Source organism: Streptomyces phaeochromogenes (genome assembly GCF_001418655.1).
GTDB classification, from domain to species: domain Bacteria; phylum Actinomycetota; class Actinomycetes; order Streptomycetales; family Streptomycetaceae; genus Streptomyces; species Streptomyces phaeochromogenes.
In genome coordinates this window covers 1-23,925 of sequence record NZ_LIQZ01000394.1, presented here as the reverse complement: position 1 = coordinate 23,925, position 23,925 = coordinate 1, and the positions used below count along the sequence as shown (strand labels likewise).

Sequence of the window (23,925 nt, the reverse complement as noted above, 5' to 3'; positions counted from 1 at the left end):
CCGCCCTCCGGCCGGCCGGTCGCCCCATCCGTCCAGCCCGCCCCGCTAGGAGAACCCACGTGAACGCAGCCCCCACCGCCGCGCCCGCCGAGCAGACCGGCACCGCCGGACGTCCGCTCCCGATCATCGCGGTGACCATGGGCGACGGCGCCGGCATCGGACCGGAGGTCATCGTCCCGGCCCTGCTGAACGTCGACACCCTGCGCGGCTGCCGCCCCGTCGTCATCGGCGACGCCGAACGCCTCCGCGAGGCGGCCCGCATCCTGGGCGTCACCTGCGACATCGTGACCATCGACGGCCCCGCCCAGGCCGAGTTCACGCCCGGCCGCATCAACGTCGTCGACCTCGGCCTGCTCCCGGCCGACCTCCCCTGGGGCGCCCTCTCGGCGAAGGCCGGCGACGCCGCGTACCAGTACATCCGGGTCGCCGCCGAACTCGCCCTGAACGGCGACGTCCACGGCATCTGCACCGCGCCGCTCAACAAGGAGGCCCTGCACTCAGCTGGACACCTCTACCCCGGCCACACCGAACTCCTCGCCCATCTCACCGGCGTCGAGGAGGTGTCGATGATGCTGTCCACGCCCAAGGTGAAGGTCATCCACGTCACCACGCACATCGGTCTGATCGACGCCGTCAACCGGATCGAGCCCGGACTCGTCGAGCGCACCGTGCGCCGCGGCCATGACGCGATGGTCCGAGCAGGAGTCGACGCGCCCGTGATCGGGGTGTGCGGTATCAACCCGCACGCGGGCGAGAACGGTCTGTTCGGCTACGGCGAGGAGGAGACGAAGATCGTCCCCGCCCTGGAGGTCCTGCGCGCCGACGGCATCGACGCGCGCGGCCCGCTCCCCGCCGACACCGCCTTCTACCTCGCAGGGCGCGGCGACTACGACCTCATCGTCGCCATGTACCACGACCAGGGCCACGGCCCGGTGAAGGTCCTCGGCATCGAGGCGGGCGTCAACCTCACCGTGGGCCTGCCGGTCATCCGCACCTCCGTCGACCACGGCACCGCCTTCGACATCGCCGGAACCGGCCGGGCCGAGGCCGGTAGCATGGTCGAGGCGCTGCGCCAGGCCGCCGAGATGTCATCCGCTCCGGCCGCCGCCCGCTGACCCCGGCCCGTCGGCACCATCGGCACCACAGGACACCAGAGGACAGAGACTGATGTCTGCGATCGGCTCCAAGGCCCGGCGCGACCGGATCGTCCAGCTCGCCACCACCACCGGCCTGACCAGCGTGGAGGAACTCTCCCAGCTGTTCGGCGTCACGGCCTCCACCATTCGCCGCGACCTCGCCAGGCTCACCACCGACGGACGGCTCGCCCGTACGTACGGCGGCGCGATGGCCCTGTCCGCGCACCCGGAGGCCTCGCTGCGCCAGCGCACCGGCGAGGCCTACGACGCCAAGCGTGCCATCGCCCGCTGGGCGGCGGCCCAGGTCCAGCCGGGCGAGACGCTGCTCCTCGACGCGGGCTCCACGGTCGGTGCGCTCGCACACGAACTGCGTACGGCCAAGGACGTGACCATCGCGACCACCGGACTGACGGCGCTTCAGGAACTCGCCGACGTCGAGACGGTGCACGTCGAGTGCCTCGGCGGCACCCTCAGACCCCTCAGCCAGGGCTTCGTCGGCCCGTTGACCGAGGCCGCCCTCGAACGGCTCACCTTCGACCGGGTCTTCCTCGGCACCGACGGCGTCTCGCCGGAGCACGGGATCTGCGAGGCCGATCTGCGCCAGACCCGCCTCAAGGAACTCATGGCCCGCCGTGCCGACCACGTCTACGTACTCGCCCACGCCGCCAAACTGGGCCGCCGCCCCTTCCACGCCTGGGCCACCCTCCCCGAGGGCTGGACCCTGGTCACGGACGAGACGGCCGACCCCGGCATCCTTGCCGAACTGCGCGCACGCGGAGTCACCACCGTCCTGGCCGAGCCCGTCGGCACCCTCTGACTGACCGGGTCGCTCCGGCCCCGGCGGCACGATCGCGCCGATTCCCGGCAACCCCTTCCCACCGGGACGAATAGCAGCATGATGTTGGGAGACCGTGCCCGGCCCAGGACTCGGGGACGGGCCGGGCCTCTCATGCGGGAGGATCAGTGGACAAGGCGCAGACCACCGGCCACATACCCGAAGACGACGCCCACGCAGGGGACTTGGCGGACTTACGGGACGAGGACTTCGACTACCTCGACGCCGGCGGGCACACCTACCTCGACCACACGGGATCGGGCCTTCCGCCGACCTCGCTCGTGCGGGGAAGCGCCGCCCGCATCACCGGCGGACTCTTCGGGAACCCGCACTCCGAGAGCCCGGCCTCGCGCGCCTCGGGAGAGCTGCTGTCCCAGGCCCGCCGCGCGGTGCTCCGCCACTTCAACGCGGACCCGGCCGAGTACGCCGTGATCTTCACCGCCAACGCGACCGGCGCGCTGCGACTGGTCGGCGAGGCGTACCCCTTCACCCGCCGCAGCAGGCTCGTGATGTCCCTGGACAACCACAACTCGGTCAACGGCCTGCGGGAGTACGCCCGTTCGCGCGGCGCGACCACTGCGTACGTGCCGGTGAGCGGCCCCGGGCTGCGGATGGACGAGCAGCGGCTGAGAGCCGCCCTGCCCGCGCGCGAACGCGGCCCCCGACTCGGACGTGGCCCGGGCCCCTGGCGGAGCCGCGCCGGCGAGCGCCCGCACGGCCTGCTCGCCTACCCGGCACAGAGCAACTTCACCGGCGTCCAGCACCCGCTCACCTGGATCGCGGCGGCCCAGGCACGCGGCTACGACGTCCTGCTCGACGCCGCCGCGTACGTACCGGCCAACACCCTCGACCTGAGTCGGTACCACCCCGACTTCACGGTCGTCAGCTGGTACAAGGTCTTCGGCCACCCCACCGGCGTCGGCAGCCTGATCGCCCGCCGGGACGCGCTCGCGAGGCTGCGACGCCCCTGGTTCTCCGGCGGCACCATCTACGCGGTCAGCGCGCAGGCACAGTGGCACGTCCTCGCGGACGACGAGGCGGCCTTCGAGGACGGCACGGTCAACTTCCTGTCCGTCCCCGACGTGACGGCCGGACTGGAGTGGATCGACAACATCGGCATGGACCGCGTGCACGCCCACGTCACCGCACTGACCGGTCAACTCCTCGCAGGTCTACGGGAGTTGCGGCACGGCGACGGCTCACCGATGGTCAGGACGTACGGCCCCGTCGACCTCGTGTCCCGCGGCGGAACGGTCGCGATGAACCTGCTGGGTGCCGACGGCCGTGTCATCGACGAACGGGTCGTCACCCGCGACAGCGCCCGGCGAGGGATCTCGCTGCGCACCGGCTGCTTCTGCAACCCGGGCGCGGGCGAGGCGGCCTTCGCCCTGGCACCGCGTCGGCTGCGCTCGGCCGCACGCCGCCAAGTCGCCTCCCTGGAGGAGTACTTGGAGCTGCTGCGCCTGCCGTCGGCGGGCGCCGTCCGGATCTCGCTCGGCCTGTCGTCACAGCCCAGGGACATCGAGACGTTCCTGACGTTCGTACGGGAGACCTACCGGGACCGGGTGCCCGGGGCGGCCGGACTGGAGGCGAGGGCGGGTTGCTGAGCGGCTGACGGGCGCCGGCTCACCTTCCCGCCCGCCCCCGCACCACCCCGTTCCGGCACTTGCGCACCAGCACGGCCCACGTCGCCGCCAGGAACAGCAGGGCGAACCCGGCCAGGATCAGCCAGCCCCGGCTTGCGGGATGCGCGAACGAGTCACCGTACGAGTCCAGCAGCGGTGGCCCCAGCCGGGAGGCACCGTCGCGCCACAGCGGCTCCAGGCCGATACCGCTGCCCAGCGCCTCGAACGCCCAGCGGTTGGTCATCGCCAAGCTGATCGCGTCTCCCGCCGCCGTCATCCGGGGCACCGGCACGAACGCCCCCGAGAACAGCACCTGTGGGAAGCAGAGCAGCGGCAGCACGAGTGTCGCCTGCCCCGGGTCCGTCACGGCGGCGGAGGCGAGCAGCCCGAGGGCCAGCGCGGCGGCCGAGGCCAGCACGCTCGACACGAACAGCGAGACGTACGTGTCCCAGCCCGCCGCGGGCAGCCGGTCCAGGGCGCGCAGGACGGCGAGGAGCAGGGCGTCCGCGGCGGCCAGTACCGGGAGCATGGTGGTGAGCTTGGACGCCACGTACGGGCCGATCCGCAGCCCGGCCAGCCATTCGCGGCGGAGCACGGGCAGTTCGGTGCAGATCTGCAACAGGCCGTACGTCAGCCCGAAGAAGAACGCGCCGAACGCGATCCAGAACATGATCATCGCCGTCGACCCCGGATCCGGGTCCGCCGGATCGAACGCTCCCGCGCGGAACAGCACCGCGAACATCGCCACGATCATCACGGGTGAACCGGCCAGCACGGCGACCGAGAGCCGGTTGTGCAGCAGGAGTGCGGTGCCGCGTCGGGTGAGCAGCGACCACTGGCGTACGGCGCCGACGCGCGGCCGTGGCCCCGGCCGCTCAGGGGGAACCGTGCCGTCCTCGGACTCCGCGGGCTCTACAGGTGACACCGGGGGTTCGACACGCGCGCCGCCGGCCACCGCCTCGTACACCTCCTCGACCGTACCGACCCCGAACTCCCGGCACAGGGCGCCCGGTTCACCCGTGTACGCGACCTGTCCGCCCGGGGCCAGGAACACGACGTCGTCGCCGCGGAGGAGGTCCGCGAGGACATGGGTGGTCAGGACGATGGTGGTGCCGTGCTCGGCGAGGGCGCGCAGGGTCCGCAACAGGGCCGCCCCGGTGACCGGATCGAGCCCGGAGGTGGGTTCGTCGAGGAAGAGTGCCCGCGGTCTGGTGAGCAACTCGGCGGCGATGCTTGCCCGTTTGCGTTCGCCGCCGCTGAGTGCACGGACAGGCGTACCGGCCCGGTGCGTCAACGCCAGCGTGTCCAGGACCCGGTCCACGGCCGCGGTGACCGACTCGGCCGACGTCCCCGGTGGCATCCGCAAACCCGCCGCGTACACCAGCGTCCGGTGGAGCGGGAGGTCGCGGTGCAGGATGTCCTCCTGCGGCACGAACCCGAACTCCGGTCCGGGCGGGCCCGGTTGAGTCCCGTCGTGCAGTACGGAACCTTCGCCGGCCGACCGCAGTCCCGCGAGCGTCTCCAGCAGTACCGTCTTGCCCGCGCCGCTGCTGCCGGCGATCACGACGATTCGCCCGGGTGAGATGTCGAGGGACACGTCGTCCAGCACGCGCCCCGCTCCGCGCACCTCCTGGGTGAGCCGACGCGCCTGGATCCGCAGACCGTCGACCGGAGCGAGCGAAGTGGCAACGGGCGGGCGGGGCCCAGTCGGTATCGGCATGGAGGCAGCATGCCAGGAGACCATGGACCACACGCAGGAGCGGGGGCGGTGCCGGGCAAGTGCCGGTGCGATATCCGGTGATGGGGTGCATCCGTAGGGCCAAAGCGTCAAATCCCCCCTCTTCAAAGGATCCTTGCTTCTTTTATTGACGGCGGAAAAGAACGGACCTAGGTTCCGGGCATGCGCTCGACTCCTGGTACGGAGGCGTTCCCGGCACACACGCCGGCCGCTGCCCAGATCTTCACCACCGTGCTGTCCCACGGCCCGCTCACCCGGTCGGACATGGCCGGCCGGGCCGGCCTTTCGGCGGCAGCGGTCACGAAGGCGGTCCGGCCGTTGATGGAGGCCGGGTACCTGGTGGAGGACGCGGGGGACGAGGCACGCCCGTCCCTGGGACGGCCCGCCAACCCCGTACGGGTGGACGGCGGACGGGCCCTGTTCATCGGCGTGAAGATCACCGGCAACGAGATCATCGCCGTACTGACGGACCTGTGCTGCCGGATCCGCGTCGCCCGGCACGTACCCCTGGACGACCGCGAACCGAAGGCCGTGCTCGCCTCGGTCGCCGCCCTCGCACAGGAACTCCTCGCGGAGGCCGACGGGTTCGGCGTCCGGGTCCAGGGGCTCGGCGTCGCCGTCTCCGGCGATGTGGACCGCGCCGCCGGAGAGGTGCGCTTCTCGCCCTTCCTGGAGTGGCGCGACCTTCCCCTCGCCGAACTCATGGAGATGACGACCGGGTTGCCGGTCACCGTCGACAACGACGTCCGGGCCCTGACCGTCGCCGAGCAGTGGTTCGGCGCGGGTGTCGGTCTCTCCGACTTCGCGGTGGTGACGGTCGGTGCGGGCATCGGCTGCGGCCTGGTCGTGCACGGCAAGGTCGTCTCGGGCGCGTACGGCGTGGCCGGCGAGATCGGGCACGTGGTCATCGACCCGACGGGACCGCCGTGCCACTGCGGAAACCGCGGGTGCGCCGAGGCCATCGCCGCGGATCCCGCGATCGTCGCCGCCGTGCGCGAGGCGACCCGTCTGCCGGTGGCGGACGCCGCGCAGGCCGTCGACCTGGCCCGCCGGGGCGACCCCGGAGCCCGCGAGGTGTACGCGCGGGCCGGGGAGGCGATCGGCCGGGCCATCGCGACCGTCGCCAACCTCATGGGCCCCCAACGCGTGATCATCTCGGGCGAGGGCCTCGCCGCGTACGACCTGTTCGCCGAGCAGATCCGCGACGCCTTCACCGCGTCGGCCTTCGGCACGGCCGCCCAATGCGACCTGCTGACACGCCCGTTGCCCTTCGACGAGTGGGCGCGCGGAGCCGCGGCCACCGCCATCCAGTCCTTCATCAGTGGTCCGACCCGCGGCCAGGGATGAGCCGCCGCAACTTCTGACCAACTTCTGACGAACTCCTGACGAGCCGTCAAGATCCTTGGCCTCCAAGGAAGTTCCCGCCCCACCGCACCACTTCCCCACCGCACCCGCACCCGCGCAGAGCCGAACTCATCACTGGAGGTCCGACCCATGAGGTCATCCTCGTACGCCCCCGGAACCCCTGCCCGTCGCTCCACAAGAGCCGTGCTCGTCGTGGCCCTCACCGCGGCCATGGCGACGACCCTCCCGGCAGCCCAGGCCGCCACCCCCACCGCCACCACTCCCACGACCAAGTCCACGACCACGTCCGCCGCCGACGCAGGCGTCGGCGCCGAGGCGGTCGCGGCCAAGCCCTACATGGGCTGGTCGAGTTGGAGCATGCAGTCCTCGAAGTACCCCGGACTGAACCCCGACGGCGACTACAGCTACCTCACCGAGAAGAACGTTCTCAAGCAGGCGGACGCCCTCGCGGCCAAGCTCAAGCCGTACGGATACGAGTACGTCAACCTCGACGCCGGATGGTGGCGTGCCAAGGACTGGAAGCCCGGATTCGACGAGTACGCCCGCCAGAAGGCGGACCCGGGCCGCTTCCCGCGCGGCATGAAGCCAGTCGCCGACCACATCCACGGCAAGGGTCTCAAGGCGGGCATCTACCTGCCCGTCGGCCTGGAGAAGGAGGCGTACGGGGAGGGCAAGACCCCCATCTGGAACGCCGAGGGATGCACGACCGCCGACATCGTGTACAGCGACCTGCGCACCACGAACGGCTGGGACAGCGCCTACAAGCTCGACTTCTCCAACCCCTGCGCCCAGAAGTACGTCGACTCGCAGGCGCGGCTCTTCGCCGACTGGGGCTACGACTTCCTCAAGCTCGACGGGGTCGGACCGGGTTCCGGCAAGAACGGCGACCAGTACGACAACGTTGCCGACGTCGCCGCCTGGCAGAAGGCCATCGCCGCCACCGGCCGTCCGATCCACCTGGAGATCTCCTGGTCGCTCGACATCGGCCGGGTCGCCGACTGGAAGAAGTACTCCAACGGCTGGCGCATCGACACCGACGTCGAGTGCTACTGCAACACCCTTGTCAGCTGGGAGAACTCGGTCGACGACCGCTGGGACGACGCCCCCGGCTGGACCCGCCACGCAGGCGCCGGCGGCTGGAACGACCTGGACTCCCTGGACGTCGGCAACGGCCAGATGGACGGCCTCACCAAGGCCGAGCGGCAGAGCTACGCGACCCTGTGGGCCATCGCCAAGTCCCCGCTCTACACCGGTGACGACCTGACCAAGCTCGACTCCTACGGCGTGTCGCTGCTGACCAACCGCGAGGTCATCGCCCTCAACCAGGGCGGCACGCCGCCCGCCCGCCCGGTCACCCCGTCCGACCCGCAGCAGGTGTGGGCGGCCAAGAACGCCGACGGCAGCTACACCGTGGCCCTGTTCAACCTCGCCGACTCTCCCGCCGCCGTCACCGCCGACTGGTCGACCCTCGGCTTCACCGGCAAGGCCTCCGTACGGGACCTGTGGAACCGCGAGAACCTCGGCACGCACACGAACAAGGTGACGCAGGCCCTGCCCGCCCACGGCTCCCGGCTGTTCACCGTCACCCCGCGCGGCGCCGCGCTCGTTTCGACCGGCTACGAGGCCGAGTCGACCGCCAACACCCTCAGCGGCAACGCCTCCGTCGCCGACTGCTCCGCCTGCTCGGGCGGCAAGAAGGTCGGCAACCTCTACGTCGGCGGCAAGCTCCGCTTCAACGACGTCGTCGTCGCCAAGGCCGGTACGTACATGGTGAAGGTCGGCTACGTCAGCGGTGACGCCCGCTCCATCGACGTCTCCGCGAACGGCAACGGCGCCAGGCACCACAAGTTCCCCTCCACCGGGGACTGGGGAACCGCCGAGACCGTCAGCGTGCCCGTCACCCTCAAGGCCGGCGCCAACACCATCACCTTCGACAGCGGCTCCGGCTACGCCCCGGACATCGACCGCATCGACGTCCCGAAGTCGTCCTGACCGCCGTTCTCTTCCCCCTGGAGCCGCACCATGGACAGCAACCCGACCGAGCCCAGCCGACGAAGACTCCTCTCCCTTGCCGCGGCGGCCGGCGTCGCCACCGCCCTCGGCGGCCTGCCCGCCTTCACCGCGTCGGCCGCACCCCAGCGGCCCGCCGACGCCCCGCTCCCGAAGGGGAGTTCACGCAACCAGCTGTGGTGGCAGGCGCCCGGCGACGAGCACTCGATGATCGAGCAGGGCCTGCCCGTCGGCAACGGCCGCCTCGGTGCCCTCGCGAGCAACGACCCCGGCCGTGAACTCCTCCTGATCACCGACGCCACCATGTGGACCGGCGGCCTCAACGACAAGCTCGACTCGGACGGCCAATTCCCCTACGACCGCGAGAACTTCGGGTCCTTCACGCTCCTCGGCCGCCTCACCGTCGACATCCCCGACCACGACCTGTCCGCCGTGAACGACTATCGCCGCACGCTTGACCTCGCGCAGGGCGTGGTGACCACGTCGTACGTCCGCTCCGGAGTGACGTACAAGCGGCAGATCTTCGCGAGCCGCCCCGACGACGCGATCGTCCTGCATTTCACCCAGAGCGGCGGCGGCCGTTACACCGGCAGCATCGCCCTCGACGGGACGCATGAAGAGAGCGTGACGGGCACCTCCTTCGGTGCCGCCTTCCCGAACGGTCTGCGCTACGGCGCCGCCGTGAAGGCGTCGAGCAGTGGCGGAAGCGTCCGGGTGAACGGCCCGCGGATCGACTTCTCCGGCTGCAAGGAACTCACCGTCGTGGTGAGCGGCGGCACCAACTACGCGCCCGACGCCTCCAACGGCTACCGCGACCCGTCCCTCGACCCCGAGCGGCTGGCCCGTACGAAGGTCCGCGACGCGACGGACCACTCGGCGGACACCCTGCTGCGCACCCATGTCGCCGACCACCGCGAGCTGTTCGAGCAGCTGGACATCTCGCTCGGCACGTCGTCGGACGAGCAGCGCGCCCTGGACACCTGGGAGCGGCTCGGGGCGCGGGCCAGGGACGGTGAGCCCGATCCCGAACTGGAGGCCGCCTACCTGCAGTTCGGCCGCTATCTGATGATCTCCGGGTCCCGCGGCAGCCTCCCGCTCAACCTCCAGGGGCTGTGGCTCGACGGCAACGACCCGGACTGGATGGGCGACTACCACACGGACATCAACATCCAGATGAACTACTGGATGGCCGACCGGGCCGGGCTGTCCCAGTGCTTCGACGCGCTCACCGACTACTGCCTCGCCCAGTTCCCGTCCTGGACGAAGCTCACCAAAGACCTCTACAACGACCCGCGCAACCGCTTCCGCAACTCCACCGGAAAGGTCGCAGGCTGGGCCGTCGCCTTCTCCACCAACATCCATGGCGGAAGCGGCTGGTGGTGGCATCCGGCGGGCAACGCCTGGCTGTGCACGACCCTGTGGGAGCACTACGAGTTCACCCGGTCGCGCTCCCATCTGGCGAGGATCTACCCACTCCTGAAGGGGGCCTGCGAGTTCTGGGAGGCGCGGCTGATCACCACGACACTCCCCGGCACCTCGCAGGAAGTGCTCATCGACGACAGCGACTGGTCGCCCGAGCACGGCCCGCAGGACGCCAAGGGCATCACCTACGCGCAGGAACTGGTGTGGGTGCTGTTCGACCACTTCCTCACGGCGTCCAAGGAGTTGAAGAAGGACTCCGCCTACGCGAAGAAGATCGGTGGCCTCCAGAAGCGGCTGTATCTGCCGAAGGTGAGCCCCAAGACGGGCTGGCTGGAGGAGTGGATGTCGCCTGACAACCTCGGCGAGACCACCCACCGGCACCTGTCCCCGCTCATCGGGCTCTTCCCCGGGGACCGTATCCGTCCCGACGATTCCACCCCGCCGGAGATCGTGGAGGGCGCCACGGCCCTGCTCGCCGCGCGCGGAATGGAGAGCTTCGGCTGGGCCAACGCCTGGCGCAGTCTGTGCTGGGCCCGGCTCAAGGACGCCGACAAGGCCTACCAGTTGGTCGTCAACAACCTTCGCCCGTCGATCGACGGCGGCAACGGCACCGCCCCCAACCTCTTCGACATCTACGAAGTGGAGAAGGGCCGCGGCATCTTCCAGATCGAGGCCAACTTCGGCACGCCCGCGGCGATGATCGAGATGCTCGTGTACTCCCGCCCGGGCCACCTGGAACTGCTCCCGGCCCTCCCGGAGGCCTGGGCGAAGTCCGGCTCCGTCACGGGAGTCGGCGTCCGCGGCGGCTTCACCGTCGATCTGCGCTGGCGTGACGGGAAGCCCACCGAGGCCCGGATCCACAGCGTCGGCGGCCGGACCACGACAGTGGCGTACGGCAACACGTCCCGGACGGTGACGCTGAAGCCCGGCGGGTCCGTCACGCTGCGGGACTTCGCCCGATGACGGGCCGATTCGCCCGTGCGGGTCGTCTGGTCGCCCTGCTGCTGATCGCCGCGGGCGTCCAGGTGACGCCCGCGGCGGCTCAGCCGGCCGACTCGCACGCGTCCACGGCCCAGGCTGCCGCCGCCGAGCGGCGGCACGACGTGGTCACCTGGGGCGCGAGCGCGGACCGCATCGGCGACGCCGTCAACGACCGCAGCTACCGCCTGATCGTGCGCACCAGCGTCGCCGGGGACGACCTGCGCATTCGGCTCTCCAACGCCTTCGGTGACCGGCCCCTGACCTTCGACAGCGCCTACGCCGGGATCCGGCAGGAGGGCGCCACCGTGGTCCGCGGCACCAACAAGCGGCTGACCTTCGGCGGTTCCCGCTCTGTCACGGTCCCGGCCGGCGCCACCGCGTACAGCGACCCGCTCCCCGGGAAGGTGCCCGCCGCGACCGACCTGGCCGTCAGTATCCACACGAGCGAGGCGAGCGGCACGGCCACCGGTCACTCCATGGCCATGCAGACCTCGTACGCGGCGGAGGGCGATCACACGGGCGAGGAGGCCGCGGCTTCCTGGACCCAGCCGATCGGCTCCTGGTTCTACCTCGACGCCGTGTCCGTACGGACGAGTTCGGCCACCGGGGCCGTGGTCGCGCTCGGCGACTCCATCACGGACGGCTGGCAGTCCACGAGCGATCTGAACCGCCGCTGGCCCGACTACCTCGCCCGTCGCCTGCGGGCAACGACCGGGCAGGTCAAGGGAGTTGCCAACGAGGGCATCTCCGGGAACAAGGTCCTCGCGGACGGCGCCGGGCAGAGCGCCCTCAACCGGCTGGACCGTGACGTCCTCTCCCTGCCGGGCGTCCGCACGGTGTTCCTCTTCGAGGGCGTCAACGACATCAAGGCCCACTCCGGCGTCACCGCCCAGGACATGATCAAGGGCTATCGCGAGATCATCGCCCGCGCCCACGAGGCCGGGAAATGCGTCGTCGGAGCCACCGTCGCGCCCTTCAAGGGCTGGTACGAGTGGGACACCGCCGCCGAGTCCGTACGCCAGAACATCAACCAATTCATCAGGGAGAGCGGGGAGTTCGACGCCGTCACCGACTTCGACCGCATCCTCCGCAGCCCCTACGACCACGAGCGCATCCTCCCCGTCTTCGACGGCGGCGACCGTCTGCACCCCAACGACAAGGGCATGCAGGCGATGGCCGACGCCGTCGACCTCAAGAGCCTCGAATGCTCCGCCTGAGCACCGCGCCGAGGCGGAGCAGTCGAGGCAACGCATGACACACGGCACTGACACACGGCACTGACGCATCGCACTGACACCTCGCCCCAATGTGCCCCACACACAGAGGAGTTGACCCAGTGAACCGACGTCGCCTACTCATCGGCGGGACCGCGCTCGCGGCCTCCGCCACCCTCCTCACCACTCCGACCGCGACCGCCCGCACGGCCCCGGCGCTGCCGACGCGAGCCGAGATCCTCGCCGTCCTGCGCCGGGTCGCCGACCACTGGATCGCCGCGCACACCGACCCGGGCGACAACGGCTGGGCCAACGCGACGTTCTTCAGCGGTCTGCTCGCGCTGCACCGGCTGACGGGCGACCCCCGCTACCTGGCGTACGCGCGTGGCTGGGCGGAGAAGCACGCGTACGGCCTGCGGGGCGGGGTGACGACCCGTCACGCCGACAACCACAACGCCGGACAGGCCTATCTCGACCTCTACGAGATCGAGCCGGAGGAGCGGAAGCTCGCCGCGATCGAGGAGTCCCTGCGCCGCATGGTCCTCACGGACCAGCCGGGCAAGAACGACGACTGGTGGTGGGACGACGCCCTCCACATGGGCATGCCGCCGTTCGCCCGCCTCGGCGTGCTCCGCAAGGGCCCGCGGTACTGGGAGAAGCTGTACGCCCTCTACAACCACACCAAGCGTGTAGAGGGCGGGCCCGGTCTCCTCGATCCGGGCACCGGCCTGTGGTACCGCGACAAGCGTTTCCTGCCCGGCGGGATCGTCTCGCCGACGGGCAAACCGGTGGTCTGGTCGCGCGGCAACGGCTGGGTGGCGGGCGGACACGTCAAGACGCTCAAGGCCCTGCCGCGGTCGGAGCGGCACACCGGCGAGTACCGGGAGACCCTGACCCGGCTGGTCACCGCCCTGCCCGCCGCACAGCGCACGGACGGCTTCTGGAACGTCAACCTCGCCGACGCGGAGCATCTGCCCGGCCCCGAGACGAGCGGCACGTCCTTCTTCCTGTACGGCACGGCGTACGCGATCCGTGCCGGTCTCGTCCGCCGGGCGGCGTTCCTGCCGGTGGCGGACCGGGCGTGGCAAGGGCTCGTCACCACGGCCGTCCATCCCGACGGCTTCCTCGGCTACGTACAGAAGGTGGGTGACCGCCCGGAGTCCAGTCAGCCGGTCACGTACGACAGCACCTCGGACTTCGGCGTGGGTGCCTTCCTGCTCGGGGGCACCGAACTCGCCCTTCTGACGAGCTGACAGCACCGCCGTGCGGGTCGGCGTAATGGCTCTGTAGCGTGGGCACATCAACCAACGCGACGGAGGCTGTCACATGACCCGCCCGATCACCGTGGGAGTAGACGGTTCCGCCGAGTCCCTGGCTGCCGTGCACTGGGCGGCCAGGGAGGCGGTACGCCGTTCACTGGCGCTGCGTGTGGTGCACGCCTGGGAGAAGTCCGACGGCGAGGACCGGACCGGGGACGTGCGGGACGCGCTGGCGGAGACCGCACGCGAGGTCACCGGCCGGCACCCGGACCTGCAGGTGACCACCGACGTCCTCGAAGGCGACCGGGTCGAGGCGCTGGTCGCCGCGGCGGCGGACGCCGAGACGCTGGTCCTCGGCACCCGCGGGCACGGAGCGATCGTCGGCTTCCTGCTCGGCTCCGTCGGCCAGCAGGTGGTCGCCGAGTCCGCGCGGCCCGTCGTCCTCGTACGCGCCGGGGATCTCGCCGAGTCCGAGGCGGCCGGGCGCGAGATCGTCGTCGGGCAGCAGGGCGGCCCGGACGACAGCGCGGCGGCACTGGAGTTCGCGTTCGAGACGGCGGCGGCACGCGGCGCCGGCGTACGCGTCGTACGGGCCTGGAGCCTGCCCACCGTCTTCACCTTCAGCCCCGCCTCGCTGAAGCTCGCCGACGAGGCCGGAGGACTGGAGCAGTACGAGAACAAGGCGCTCGCGGAGGCGTTGCGGCCCTGGGAGGAGCGGTTCCCGCAGGTGCGGGTGACACAGCACGTCGAGATGGGCAGCGCGGGCGAGGTACTGCTCACGGCTGCCGCGCCGGCCCAGCTGCTGGTGGTCGGCCGGCGCGCGCACCGCTCCGCCGTCGGCGCACGGGTGGGTTCGGTGGCCCATGCGGCCATGCACCACGCGCCCTGCCCGGTGGCGGTCGTCCCGCCGGCCTGACCGCCCGCCTCAGACCGAGGGCGCGGTGTCGTCCGTCGGCGGCGGCAGCGCGTCCCGCATCGGGGGCAGGATGTTCTTGACGTAGTCCTCGACCGCCGTGTCCAGGCCGATGTCGTGCTGGGCCCGCTCGGACAGATACCAGCGGTGTTCGAGAAGCCCGTGGTAGAGCTCGGCCGAATCCATCGAGCCGCGCAGCTCGCGCGGCACGGCACGCACGGTCGGCCGGAAGACGTCCCGCACCCAGCGGTGGGCCAGCACCTCCGGGCGGGCGGCGAGCGGGTCGCCGGGCGCGTAGTCGTCCTGGGTGGCCATCCAGGACTCCAGGTCGTTCAGCAGCCGCCGCGCCTGGTTCTCCTCGGCGTCGAGCCCGGTCAGCCGCAGCAACTGGCGCTGGTGGTGGCCCGCGTCGACGACCTTCGGCACGAACGTGACGGTGTCACCGTTCGAGGAGTGCGCGATCTGCATCTCGGCGACGTCGAAGCCGAGGTCGTTCAGGCGGCGGATGCGGCGGTCGATGTAGTGGTGCTTGCCCGCCGGGTACACGGACGTGCGGGTGAGCTCCTCCCACAGCCGGTTGTAGCGCGCGCAGATCTCCATGCCGAACTCGATCGGGTCCACCGACGGGTGGAGGGCGCCGGACGCCTCCAGGTCCAGCAGCTCCCCGCTGATGTTCACGCGCGCGAGGTCGAGGTCGTACTCGCGCTGCCCCGGGCTCAGTTGCGGATGCAGCTCCCCGGTCTCGGCGTCGACGAGATACGCGGCGTACGCGCCCGCGTCCCGCCGGAACAGCGTGTTGGACAGCGAGCAGTCGCCCCAGGCGAACCCGGCGAGGTGGAGCCGGACGAGCAGCACAGCCAATGCGTCCATGAGCCGGTGCATGGTGGCGGGCCGCATGGTCGTCTCGAACATCGACCGGTAGGGCATCGAGCCGCCCAGATGGCGGGTGATCAGCACCGATTCCAGCGGATCGCCGCCCTCGTCCGTGCGGCCGGTGACCACGGCGAGCGGGTCCACCGACGGGATGTTCAGCCGGTCGAGACTGCGCAGCAGCTCGTACTCCCGCAGGGCGGGCCGCTCGGCGAGCTCCTTGACCGCCACGACCTCCGTACCGGCGCGCGCGTAGCGCACCACGTGCCGCGAGATGCCCCGCGGCAGCGGCACCAGGTAGTGCTCCGGCCACTCCTCCAGGGGCAGCTGCCACGGCAGGTCGAGCAGGAGCGCGGGGTGCTCCGGGTTGGTGGCGCTGATCTGCAATGCCATCGCTCGCTTGCCCTGCCTCACGTTCGGCCGTCATGTCGCAGGAGCATCTCCGCACCTCGACGTCCCCTTCGTCAACATGGACGTCCGTTTCGTCACGAGGTGGGAGATGCGCCCGCTCCTCGGCTCAGACCGGCTGGTCCACCCCCAGCACCGCGCGGACCTCGAACTTCTCGTACGTCTCGGACGGCTCGGTGTCCGTGGGGCGGGAGGCCAGGACGGTGCCCAGCCAGCCCAGCAGGAACCCGGCCGGTACGGAGACGATGCCCGGGTTCTGCAGCGGGAAGAAGGCGAAGTCCGCGCCCGGGTAGAACGAGCCGGGCCTGGAGGAGACGACGGGCGAGCAGACGACCAGCAGTACGGACGTGATGAGGCCGCCGTACAGGCTGAGCAGGGCACCGCGCGCGTTGAAGCGGCGCCAGAACAGGCTGTAGACCATCGTCGGCAGGATCGCGGACGCGGCGATGGCGAAGGCCAGGAACGCCAGGGTGGCGGTGTTCGTCCCCCAGGAGACGAGCGCGAGCAGCATGCCCAGGACACCGATCACGACGGCGGAGAGACGGGCCACGGTCAGCTCCTCCCGCTGGCTCGCCCGGCCCTTGCGGATCACCTCCGCGTACAGGTCGTGCGCGAGGGAGGAGGCCGCCGCGAGGGTGAGGCCCGCGGCCACGGCCAGCAGCGTCACGAACGCCAGACAGGAGATGAGCGCGGTGAGCAGGGCACCGCCGAGGTCCTGGGCGAGCAGCAGCACCGCGGCGTCGCCCTTCGCGTCGATGTCCGCGATGACGTCCCGCCCGACGATCGCCGTCGCGCCGAGGCCGAGTACACCGGCGGCGAGGCACACGAAACCGACCAGGCCCATGGCCCACAGGATGGAGCGCCGCAGCACCCGGGTGGCGCTCGGGGCCAGTAGCCGCATCATCACGTGGGGGAGTGCGGCCAGTCCCAGCACGATGGCGATCTGCAGGCTGAAGAAGTCGAGCTTGCTGGTCGTGCTGCCGCCGTAGCGCAGCCCCGGCTCCAGGAACCGCTGGCCGATCCCGCTGCCGGAGGCGGCTCCGCCGAGCAGGTCGTCGACGTTCCACTGGTAGCGGTGCAGCACCATGACGGCGGTCACCGCGACACCTACGACCAGCATGACGGCTTTGACGATCTGGATGAAGGTCGCGCCGGGCATACCGCCGAGCGCCACGTACAGCACGACCAAGGTGCCGATGGCCACGATGCACAGGGTGCGGGTGGCGCTGGACGGTTCGCCGAGGAACTGCGTCAACAGGGCCACGCTGCCGACCAGTTGGGCGACGAGGTACAGCACGGTGATGGTCAGCGTGCAGAAGGCGAGGGCGAGGCGGACGGAGCGCCGGCTGCGTGGCAGACGCAGTGCCAGGGTGTCGCCGAGCGTGAACTTGCCTGAGTTTCGCAGGGGTTCGGCGATCAGGAGCAGCACCATCACCCAGGCCACGCTGGTGCCCACGAGGTACAGCAGGCCGTCGTACCCGGTCAGTGCGACCAGACCGGTGCTGCCGAGGAGGGTGGCGGCGGAGAGGTAGTCCCCGCACATCGCCAGGCCGTTGCGCAGTGGTGTCATGGTGCGGTTGCCGAGATAGAACTCGCTGATCTCGTCGCCCTGCGGCGCGATGATGAGCGCGGTGAACATGCTGACCACGACGACCGACACGAACAGGATGAAGGTCAGCTTCAGACTGAAGCCGCCGACGACACCGGCGGAGAGAGTGACCGGGTGGTCCGGGGGGAGTGTCACCATCCGCCGAACCGCCTCTGCTGCTGGGGGACCCGGGCCCGCGCTGCCGCGTCGCGGTGCATCTCGGCGCGCAGACGGTCGGCGGCCGGATCGACCCGCCGCTCCATGTGCACGGTGTACCGCCACGCGGTCAGGGCCATCACGGCGAACTGCCCCACCCCGCCCGCGAGTCCCAGCGTCACATGACCGAACAGCGGCCGATTGAGCACGTCGGGCAGGAAACTCGACAGCAGCACGAACAGCAGGAACCCGCCCACCGAGATCGCCAGCGCCACCGCCCCGAATCTGCGGTGGGCGCCGCGGACGGAGCGGAAGTCGGGATGCGAACCGATCTTGTTCCGGGCCACGGGTCCGGACTGCGTGCTGTCCGGAGGGGAACCGTAGTACGGGCTTGGGTGTTGTGGCATACCGTGCCTTATCAAATAAGAGTGCAGCTCAAGAGGCATTGCTGAACGCGGCTCAAGTTTCTGGATCGAACGGTTCGGGAATCGGCCCGAATTTCCGCTGAAATCCTCGCCCGGTCAACCCGGGGAGCCCGGCCGATGGAGTATGTCGGCGAGGCTGAACGGATTCTGGCAGTCAATCGATTCAATAATCAACAGCGAAAATGTGAGGGAAATGCGAGCGGCCTTATTCGGCCTGCGAAGCCCGCTGGGCTGGCTCAAATGCACTGCACAGCATCGGGCGCCGGAGCCGACGCCCGAGCCGGCACCGGCGACGCCGGGCGCCGCGCCGGTGGCCCGGGCCGGGGGACGTGATGTGCAGCACGCCGGGGCGGCGGCCGTGACGCCTGTGAGGGGGGTTCTGGCTGGGCAGGGCTTGATCAGCGATCAAGCCGGGTAAAATCCCTGGCCAACGCCCATTCTGCTCATTTGACACCTCGTCGCGCTCAGGGATAGACAGCAGCCCTCTGAGGTCGAGAGGTGAACTGTGTACGAGCCGAATGTGGTCGGGGACTGGCAGGAGTACGACGATGAGCATGCCGGCCTGCGCATTCGCGTCCATGGCTTGGAGAAGGCGGAACCGCCGCGCGGGCGTGACGACGCGGCCGAGGGCCTGATCTACTTCCGATTCCGGGTGACCGTCGAAAACCGGACGACCGAGCATTTCGGCATTCACCTCGAAGACGGCCAGCTCGACATCCGTATCGGAACCGACGGCGAGAGCGCGTTTCTGGACTGGCGCAACTCGCAGTTCATCGAGGGCTTCGACGTCTATCCCCTGCGCCGGGCCACCGCGGTCCTGTTCGCCGCCGCGCCCGAAAGCGGCCTGTCCCACGTGGACATCCAGGTCCAGTTGAAGGTCGACGACGAGTGGACCGAGCGCTACCTCTGGTCCGGTGGCATCGGCCTGCACGAGCCGGCGGTCGGCGTCGGTGCCCGCCCCGAGTCCGCCGCGGACGGTCTCGCCGACCAGGTGATCAGCTTCCTGGAGAGGGAAGCGGGGCCGGGCCCGGCTTCCTGACGGCTGGAAAGGCGGAGCCGTCCTGGTCGAGGATCAGCGGCCCCGCCCCGGGTCCAGGGCCTCGGAGGCCGCCGCCGCGACGGCCTCGGACACGGCGGCGAGCGCCGGGAAGTCGAGCTTCCACTGCTGCCAGTACAACGGAATGAAGATCTTCGACTCCGGCGCGAGATTGACGAGCCGTCCCGAGTCGAGCAGCGGCGCCGCCTGTACCTCGGGAGCCATGCCCCACCCCATTCCGGCCGCGACGGCGTCGACGAACCCCTCCGAGGTCGGCACGAGATGCCGCAGTGAACTCGCCGCGCCACGACCGCGTTTGAGCCCCCGGACGAACGCGTCCTGGAGATCGTCACGTCGGTCGAAGGCCACCACGGGCGCGTCGCCGATCACGTCCCGCAACGGCGTGTCCGGCCACCCGCCGAGCCGTCGCGCGGCGAAATCGGGGCCGGCCACCGGGACGTACCGCATACGCCCGAGACTCCGTACGGAACAACCCGTGACCGCCTCCGGCGACGAGGTCACCGCCGCCATCACCAGCCCCTCGCGCAACAGCGCGGCCGTGTGGTCCTGGTCCTCGCGGCGCAACTCGTAGCAGAGCCGCAGCTCTTCCGGCACCCGGGCGAGCGCGGGCAGGAACCAGGTCGCCAGCGAGTCGGAGTTCACCGCGATCGACAGCCGCGTCGGCTCGTCGGAGCCCGACATGCCGAGTTCCGTCCTGGCCTCGTCCTCAAGGCGGGCCAGTTGGCGCGCGAACCGCACGACGACCTCGCCGGACTCGGTCGGCCGGACCGGTTTCGTACGCATCAACAGGACGCGCCCCGTGCGCTGTTCGAGCGCCTTGACCCGCTGGCTCACCGCCGACGGGGTCACATGCAGCACCGTGGCCGCCGCGTCGAACGTGCCCTCGTCGACGACGGCCAGCAGGGTACGCACCTGGTCGAGGGGAAGTTCTGTCATCACGAGCGCTAATGATACGTAAGAATCTTTAGCTGTACTCTTGACGGCGGCCTTCCTAGCGTGGATGCCGTGACCAGCACTCTGACCGCCGCTGCCGCCGGGTTCGGCACCGGCCTCTCCCTCATCGTCGCCATCGGCGCACAGAACGCCTTCGTCCTGCGGCAGGGCATCCGCCGGGACGCCGTGCTCGCGGTGGTGGGCATCTGTGCCCTGTCCGACGCGGCGCTCATCGCCCTCGGCGTCGGCGGTGTCGGAGCGGTGGTGGTGGCCTGGCCGGAGGCGCTGACCGCGGTCGCGCTCATCGGCGGCGCCTTCCTGATCGGCTACGGCTGTCTCGCCGTACGCAGGGTGTTCCGGCCCTCGGCGCTGCTCGTGGAGGCGGGAACGGCCGGCTCGCGACGGCGGGCCGTACTCACCTGTCTCGCGATGACCTGGCTCAACCCGCACGTCTACCTGGACACCGTGTTCCTGCTCGGCTCCATCGCGGCCGACCGCGGGCCGCTGCGCTGGACCTTCGGCCTGGGCGCCGTCCTCGCCAGCCTGGTCTGGTTCGCCGCGCTGGGCTTCGGCGCCCGGCTGCTCAGCCGCTTCCTGGCCAGGCCGTCGGCGTGGCGCGTACTGGACGCTCTGGTCGCGGCGATGATGATCGCGCTCGGTGTCACGCTTGTCGCCGGGGCGTGAACGACCCTGATTCTGCGGGCTGTTGGCAGTCCTGGTCGTCGCTTTGGCGGTGTCGGTCACGATCGCGGTCGTGACCAGTGTGGTGATCGTGCTGGTCGTGGCGGTTGTGGCGGTCTCCTCGATGGACGACGGCGACGGCCAGGAGGCCGAGTGCCAGTCCCACCACCGTCTGTGTCCCGAAGGGTTCGCCGAACATCAGCGCACCCCACACGGCCGTGACGGGGGCCATCAGGAACATCAGGGTGTTGACCTTGGTCACCCCCGACCGCCGCAGGATCAGCCAGTACAGCCCGTACCCGCCGAACGTGGAGAGCACCACGAGCCACACCACCGCGGTCCAGAAGGAGCCGCTCGCGGGCGGTGCCACCGCCCCGGTGGCCGCGGCGAGTCCCGTGAAAACGACGGCACTTGTGACGGCGTGGACCGTCATCGACACCATCGGGCGGACGTCCGTACGCGACCGGCGGTCCAGGAAGGTCGCCGCCACGAGGGACAGCATGCCGAGGAACGGCACGAGATACGCCCACCACGCGACGCCCGCCCCCGCGCCCGCGTCGGCCACGGTGACGACGGCGACACCGGTCACGCCCAGCCCCAGTCCGAGCCACTGCCTGCGCGACACCGGCAGGCCCAGCAGCGGCCCGGCCAGCGCTCCGGCCACCAGGGGCTGTGTGCCGTCGATGAGAGCCGTGGTGCCGCTGGAGACGCCCAGTTCGATCGCGTAGTAGACCGTCAGCAGATAGCCGCTCTGCGACAGCGCACCCACGGCGGCCTGCCGGGCCAGATCGCGGGGCGTGAGTCCGCGCCACGAAGCCCGCGTCGCGGTCAGCGCGACGACGCCCAGGACAAGGGCGAGTGGCAGGAAGCGCCACATGAGAAGCGTGACGGTGGGGGCGCTGCCCGACCCGAGCTTGGCCCCGATGAAACCGGAGCTCCACGCCCCGACGAAAGCGATCGACAACAGGATGTTCACGACACCACACACCTCCAAGGCCGGACGACCGACAGAAGTAGACCGATCTGTATACCTGGCACCGAGTATACAGATCGGTCTACTATGGAGAAATGAGCACCTCGAAGACGCAGAGCACACCGAATGCGTCGACTGCATCGGGTATGCCGCTTCCGTCGAGTGCGCCGATCACGTCGACCGCCTCGAACGGGCCGCGCCGAGTGCCGCTGACCCCCGGCGCCCGCCGGGCGCTGGAAGCGGCCGGGCGACTGTTCTACGACCGCGGTATCCACGCCGTCGGAGTCGACCTCATCGCCGCCGAGGCCGGCGTCACGAAGAAGACGCTCTACGACCGGTTCGGTTCGAAGGATCAGATCGTCGTCGAGTACCTGGCCGACCGCGACGAGCGCTGGCGGGCCTTCCTCGCGCCCCGCCTCGACGCCGCCCACACCCCGCACGACGGCGTTCTCGCTGTCTTCGAGGCCTCGCGCGACTGGATGGACGCGTCCAGCCCGCGAGGGTGCAGCATGGTCAACGCCCACGCGGAGATCGACGACACATCCCACCCGGCGTACGCGATCATCACCGGCCAGAAACAGTGGATGCTCACCCTGTTCACCGACCTCGTACGCCCGCTCGCCCCCGCCTCGGCCGACTCCCTGGGCCGCACGCTGATGCTGCTCCACGAGGGGGCCCTCGTCGCCCATGGACTGCGCATCTTTCCCGGCGCGCTCGACCATGCCCGCGAGCAGGCGGCAGTGCTTCTGGCGACGGTCGAGGACTCGCGCGCGACGGGCTGACGCGCCTCGCTGCCCATTTGTCGGGTGTCCCGTCCCGTCCACGGATCGGTCCGCCGGGCGCAGGTGGCCCCGTATCGGCGATAGTGATCCCCGAATCGAAAGATGTATCGAGCAATAAGGTCGAGTAGTCGGGTCGAGGAACCAGGACGGGCGTGGACACGAGCAAGAGCGGTGCGGAAAACAGCGCGGAAGGCAGTGCGGAATCGGAGACCGGGGCACCAGGGCGGGCCGAACCGGCGGAGCCGGCCGAACCGAAGAGAAGCGGCGGCTGGCGCCGTTGGGCCATGGACACCCGGCCGCTGCGCCGCCCCGCCTACCGCCGCCTCTGGTCCTCGACCATCGTCACGGCCGTGGGCAGCCAGCTCACCGCCGTCGCCGTACCCAAGCAGATCTACGACATCACCGGATCCTCGGCCTGGGTCGGTTACGCGAGCTTCGCGGGGCTCCTGCCGCTCGTCGTCTTCGCGCTGTGGGGCGGAGCGATCGCCGACAGCGTGGACCGGCGCAAGCTCCTCCTCGTGACGAACATCGGGATAGCCGTCACGTCCCTGCTCTTCTGGATACAGGCCGTCACCGGACTCGAATCGGTGGGCGTCCTGATGGTGCTGCTCGCCGTCCAGCAGGCATTCTTCGGCCTCAACTCCCCGGCCCGCCAGGCCTCCATCGCCCGACTGGTCCCCAAGGACGAACTGGCCGCGGCGAACGCGCTCGGCTCGACCGTCATGCAGACCGGGCTCGTCGCCGGCCCGTTGCTGGCCGGAGCCCTCATCCCCGTCGTGGGCCTCGCCGAGCTCTATCTGATCGACGCCCTGGCCCTGTGCGCCACGGTGTGGGCGGTCTACCGGCTCCCCGCGCTGCCGCCCCTGGGCACCTCCACGGCGGCAGCCGGCCGGGCAGGCCTGCGGGGGATCGCGGAGGGCTTCCGCTACATCTCCCTCAACCAGGTGCTCCTGCTGTCCTTCCTCGCCGACATCATCGCCATGGTCTTCGGCATGCCGCGCGCCTTGTTCCCGCAGCTCGCCGCCCAGACGTACGCCCCGTACGGCGAGGGGCTCGCGCTTGGACTGCTCTTCGCGGCGATTCCCATCGGTGCGGTGCTCGGCGGGCTGATGTCCGGTACGTTCTCGCGTGCGCGGCGGCACGGGCTCATGGTCATTGCTGCTGTCGTCGCCTGGGGAGTGGCCATCACGGGGTTCGGCCTGAGTTCCAATCTGTGGGCGGGTGTGGCGTTCCTCGCCGCCGCCGGGGTCGCCGACATGGTCTCCATGGTCTTCCGCGGGGCCATCCTTCTGTCGGCCGTCACCGACGAACTTCGTGGGCGTATGCAGGGTGTCTTCACGGTCGTCGTCGCCGGGGGGCCGCGGCTTGCCGACGTCCTCCATGGGACGGCCGGCTCCGCCCTGGGCGCCCGCACGGCTGTTGCCGGTGGCGGGTTGCTGGTGGTCGTCACGATGTTGGTCCTGGCGGCGACGATGCCGGCGTTGCGGCGGTACCGGGGGAGTGTGTAGGGCCTTCTTCGCCCCCGCCGCCCCTACCCGTCCCGTCCCTGGGGGC

At 70.5% G+C, this 23,925-nt stretch carries 19 protein-coding genes; 13 read left to right on the top strand and 6 right to left on the bottom strand.

The window, feature by feature from the left end:
- Positions 1–59: 59 nt before the first annotated feature.
- From pdxA to AOK17_RS39775, 3 genes are all read left to right on the top strand, one after another.
- Entirely contained in the window at positions 60–1,115 is a 1,056-nt protein-coding gene (gene pdxA, locus AOK17_RS39785; protein WP_245697663.1) for a 4-hydroxythreonine-4-phosphate dehydrogenase PdxA, read from the top strand.
- 52 nt (positions 1,116–1,167) lie between these two features.
- The gene (locus AOK17_RS39780; protein ID WP_055617497.1) at positions 1,168–1,953 is read left to right on the top strand and encodes a DeoR/GlpR family DNA-binding transcription regulator; all 786 of its coding nucleotides are present in this window, start codon (positions 1,168–1,170) and stop codon (positions 1,951–1,953) included.
- A 146-nt stretch (positions 1,954–2,099) separates the two neighbouring features.
- Positions 2,100–3,578, top strand: a complete 1,479-nt coding sequence (locus tag AOK17_RS39775) for an aminotransferase class V-fold PLP-dependent enzyme (protein WP_055617496.1) — start codon at positions 2,100–2,102, stop codon at positions 3,576–3,578.
- Positions 3,579–3,597: 19 nt separating this feature from the next.
- Here the strand turns inward: AOK17_RS39775 and AOK17_RS39770 are convergent, their stop codons facing one another.
- Positions 3,598–5,316, bottom strand: a complete 1,719-nt coding sequence (locus AOK17_RS39770; RefSeq protein WP_079053544.1) for an ATP-binding cassette domain-containing protein — start codon at positions 5,314–5,316, stop codon at positions 3,598–3,600.
- A 180-nt stretch (positions 5,317–5,496) separates the two neighbouring features.
- Here AOK17_RS39770 and AOK17_RS39765 point away from each other — a divergent pair, with 180 nt between their 5' ends.
- The 6 genes from AOK17_RS39765 to AOK17_RS39740 all read left to right on the top strand — a co-directional run bounded on the left by AOK17_RS39765 (position 5,497) and on the right by AOK17_RS39740 (position 14,501).
- The gene (locus AOK17_RS39765) at positions 5,497–6,681 is read left to right on the top strand and encodes an ROK family transcriptional regulator (RefSeq protein ID WP_055617495.1); all 1,185 of its coding nucleotides are present in this window, start codon (positions 5,497–5,499) and stop codon (positions 6,679–6,681) included.
- A gap of 147 nt (positions 6,682–6,828) precedes the next feature.
- Positions 6,829–8,691, top strand: coding sequence for an alpha-galactosidase D (locus AOK17_RS39760; protein WP_055617494.1), 1,863 nt, complete (start codon positions 6,829–6,831; stop codon positions 8,689–8,691).
- Between the two features lie 30 nt (positions 8,692–8,721).
- A complete protein-coding gene (locus AOK17_RS39755) occupies positions 8,722–11,094 on the top strand; it encodes a glycosyl hydrolase family 95 catalytic domain-containing protein (protein ID WP_055617493.1) in 2,373 nt (790 codons plus the stop codon).
- Positions 11,091–12,329, top strand: coding sequence for an SGNH/GDSL hydrolase family protein (locus AOK17_RS39750; RefSeq protein WP_055617492.1), 1,239 nt, complete (start codon positions 11,091–11,093; stop codon positions 12,327–12,329). The genes AOK17_RS39755 and AOK17_RS39750 overlap by 4 nt, the downstream gene beginning before the upstream one ends.
- 119 nt (positions 12,330–12,448) lie before the next feature.
- On the top strand, positions 12,449–13,579 hold the full coding sequence (locus AOK17_RS39745) for a glycoside hydrolase family 88/105 protein (RefSeq protein WP_055617491.1): 1,131 nt from the start codon (positions 12,449–12,451) through the stop codon (positions 13,577–13,579).
- A gap of 73 nt (positions 13,580–13,652) precedes the next feature.
- A complete protein-coding gene (locus AOK17_RS39740) occupies positions 13,653–14,501 on the top strand; it encodes a universal stress protein (protein ID WP_055617490.1) in 849 nt (282 codons plus the stop codon).
- A 9-nt stretch (positions 14,502–14,510) separates the two neighbouring features.
- Here AOK17_RS39740 and AOK17_RS39735 read toward each other — a convergent pair whose 3' ends face one another.
- The 3 genes from AOK17_RS39735 to AOK17_RS39725 form a co-directional block, all read right to left on the bottom strand.
- A complete protein-coding gene (locus tag AOK17_RS39735; protein ID WP_055617489.1) occupies positions 14,511–15,761 on the bottom strand; it encodes a DUF4032 domain-containing protein in 1,251 nt (416 codons plus the stop codon).
- Positions 15,762–15,885: 124 nt separating this feature from the next.
- The gene (locus tag AOK17_RS39730; RefSeq protein ID WP_055617488.1) at positions 15,886–17,523 is read right to left on the bottom strand and encodes a solute symporter family protein; all 1,638 of its coding nucleotides are present in this window, start codon (positions 17,521–17,523) and stop codon (positions 15,886–15,888) included.
- Positions 17,517–17,867, bottom strand: a complete 351-nt coding sequence (locus tag AOK17_RS39725) for a DUF485 domain-containing protein (protein WP_055617487.1) — start codon at positions 17,865–17,867, stop codon at positions 17,517–17,519. Before AOK17_RS39725 ends, AOK17_RS39730 begins: the two co-directional genes overlap by 7 nt.
- 583 nt (positions 17,868–18,450) lie before the next feature.
- Here AOK17_RS39725 and AOK17_RS39720 point away from each other — a divergent pair.
- Positions 18,451–18,984 carry a hypothetical protein gene (locus AOK17_RS39720; protein ID WP_055617486.1) on the top strand — a complete coding sequence of 178 codons (534 nt, stop codon included), beginning with the start codon at positions 18,451–18,453 and terminating at the stop codon, positions 18,982–18,984.
- Between the two features lie 33 nt (positions 18,985–19,017).
- Here AOK17_RS39720 and AOK17_RS39715 read toward each other — a convergent pair whose 3' ends face one another.
- Positions 19,018–19,941, bottom strand: a complete 924-nt coding sequence (locus AOK17_RS39715) for a LysR family transcriptional regulator ArgP (protein ID WP_055617485.1) — start codon at positions 19,939–19,941, stop codon at positions 19,018–19,020.
- A 66-nt stretch (positions 19,942–20,007) separates the two neighbouring features.
- Here AOK17_RS39715 and AOK17_RS39710 point away from each other — a divergent pair, with 66 nt between their 5' ends.
- The gene (locus AOK17_RS39710; protein WP_055617484.1) at positions 20,008–20,619 is read left to right on the top strand and encodes a LysE/ArgO family amino acid transporter; all 612 of its coding nucleotides are present in this window, start codon (positions 20,008–20,010) and stop codon (positions 20,617–20,619) included.
- On the opposite strand, the gene AOK17_RS39705 is transcribed toward AOK17_RS39710, so the two are convergent.
- The gene (locus AOK17_RS39705; protein ID WP_055617483.1) at positions 20,597–21,592 is read right to left on the bottom strand and encodes a DMT family transporter; all 996 of its coding nucleotides are present in this window, start codon (positions 21,590–21,592) and stop codon (positions 20,597–20,599) included. The two genes, AOK17_RS39710 and AOK17_RS39705, sit on opposite strands and share 23 nt — an antisense overlap.
- A gap of 143 nt (positions 21,593–21,735) precedes the next feature.
- Here AOK17_RS39705 and AOK17_RS39700 point away from each other — a divergent pair, with 143 nt between their 5' ends.
- Together AOK17_RS39700 and AOK17_RS39695 are read left to right on the top strand one after the other, a co-directional pair.
- Complete coding sequence (locus AOK17_RS39700; RefSeq protein WP_055617482.1) at positions 21,736–22,371, top strand: TetR/AcrR family transcriptional regulator; 636 nt, start codon at positions 21,736–21,738, stop codon at positions 22,369–22,371.
- A gap of 152 nt (positions 22,372–22,523) precedes the next feature.
- Positions 22,524–23,879: an MFS transporter gene (locus AOK17_RS39695; protein WP_055617481.1), complete on the top strand. Its 1,356-nt coding sequence runs from the start codon at positions 22,524–22,526 to the stop codon at positions 23,877–23,879.
- Positions 23,880–23,925: the final 46 nt, after the last annotated feature.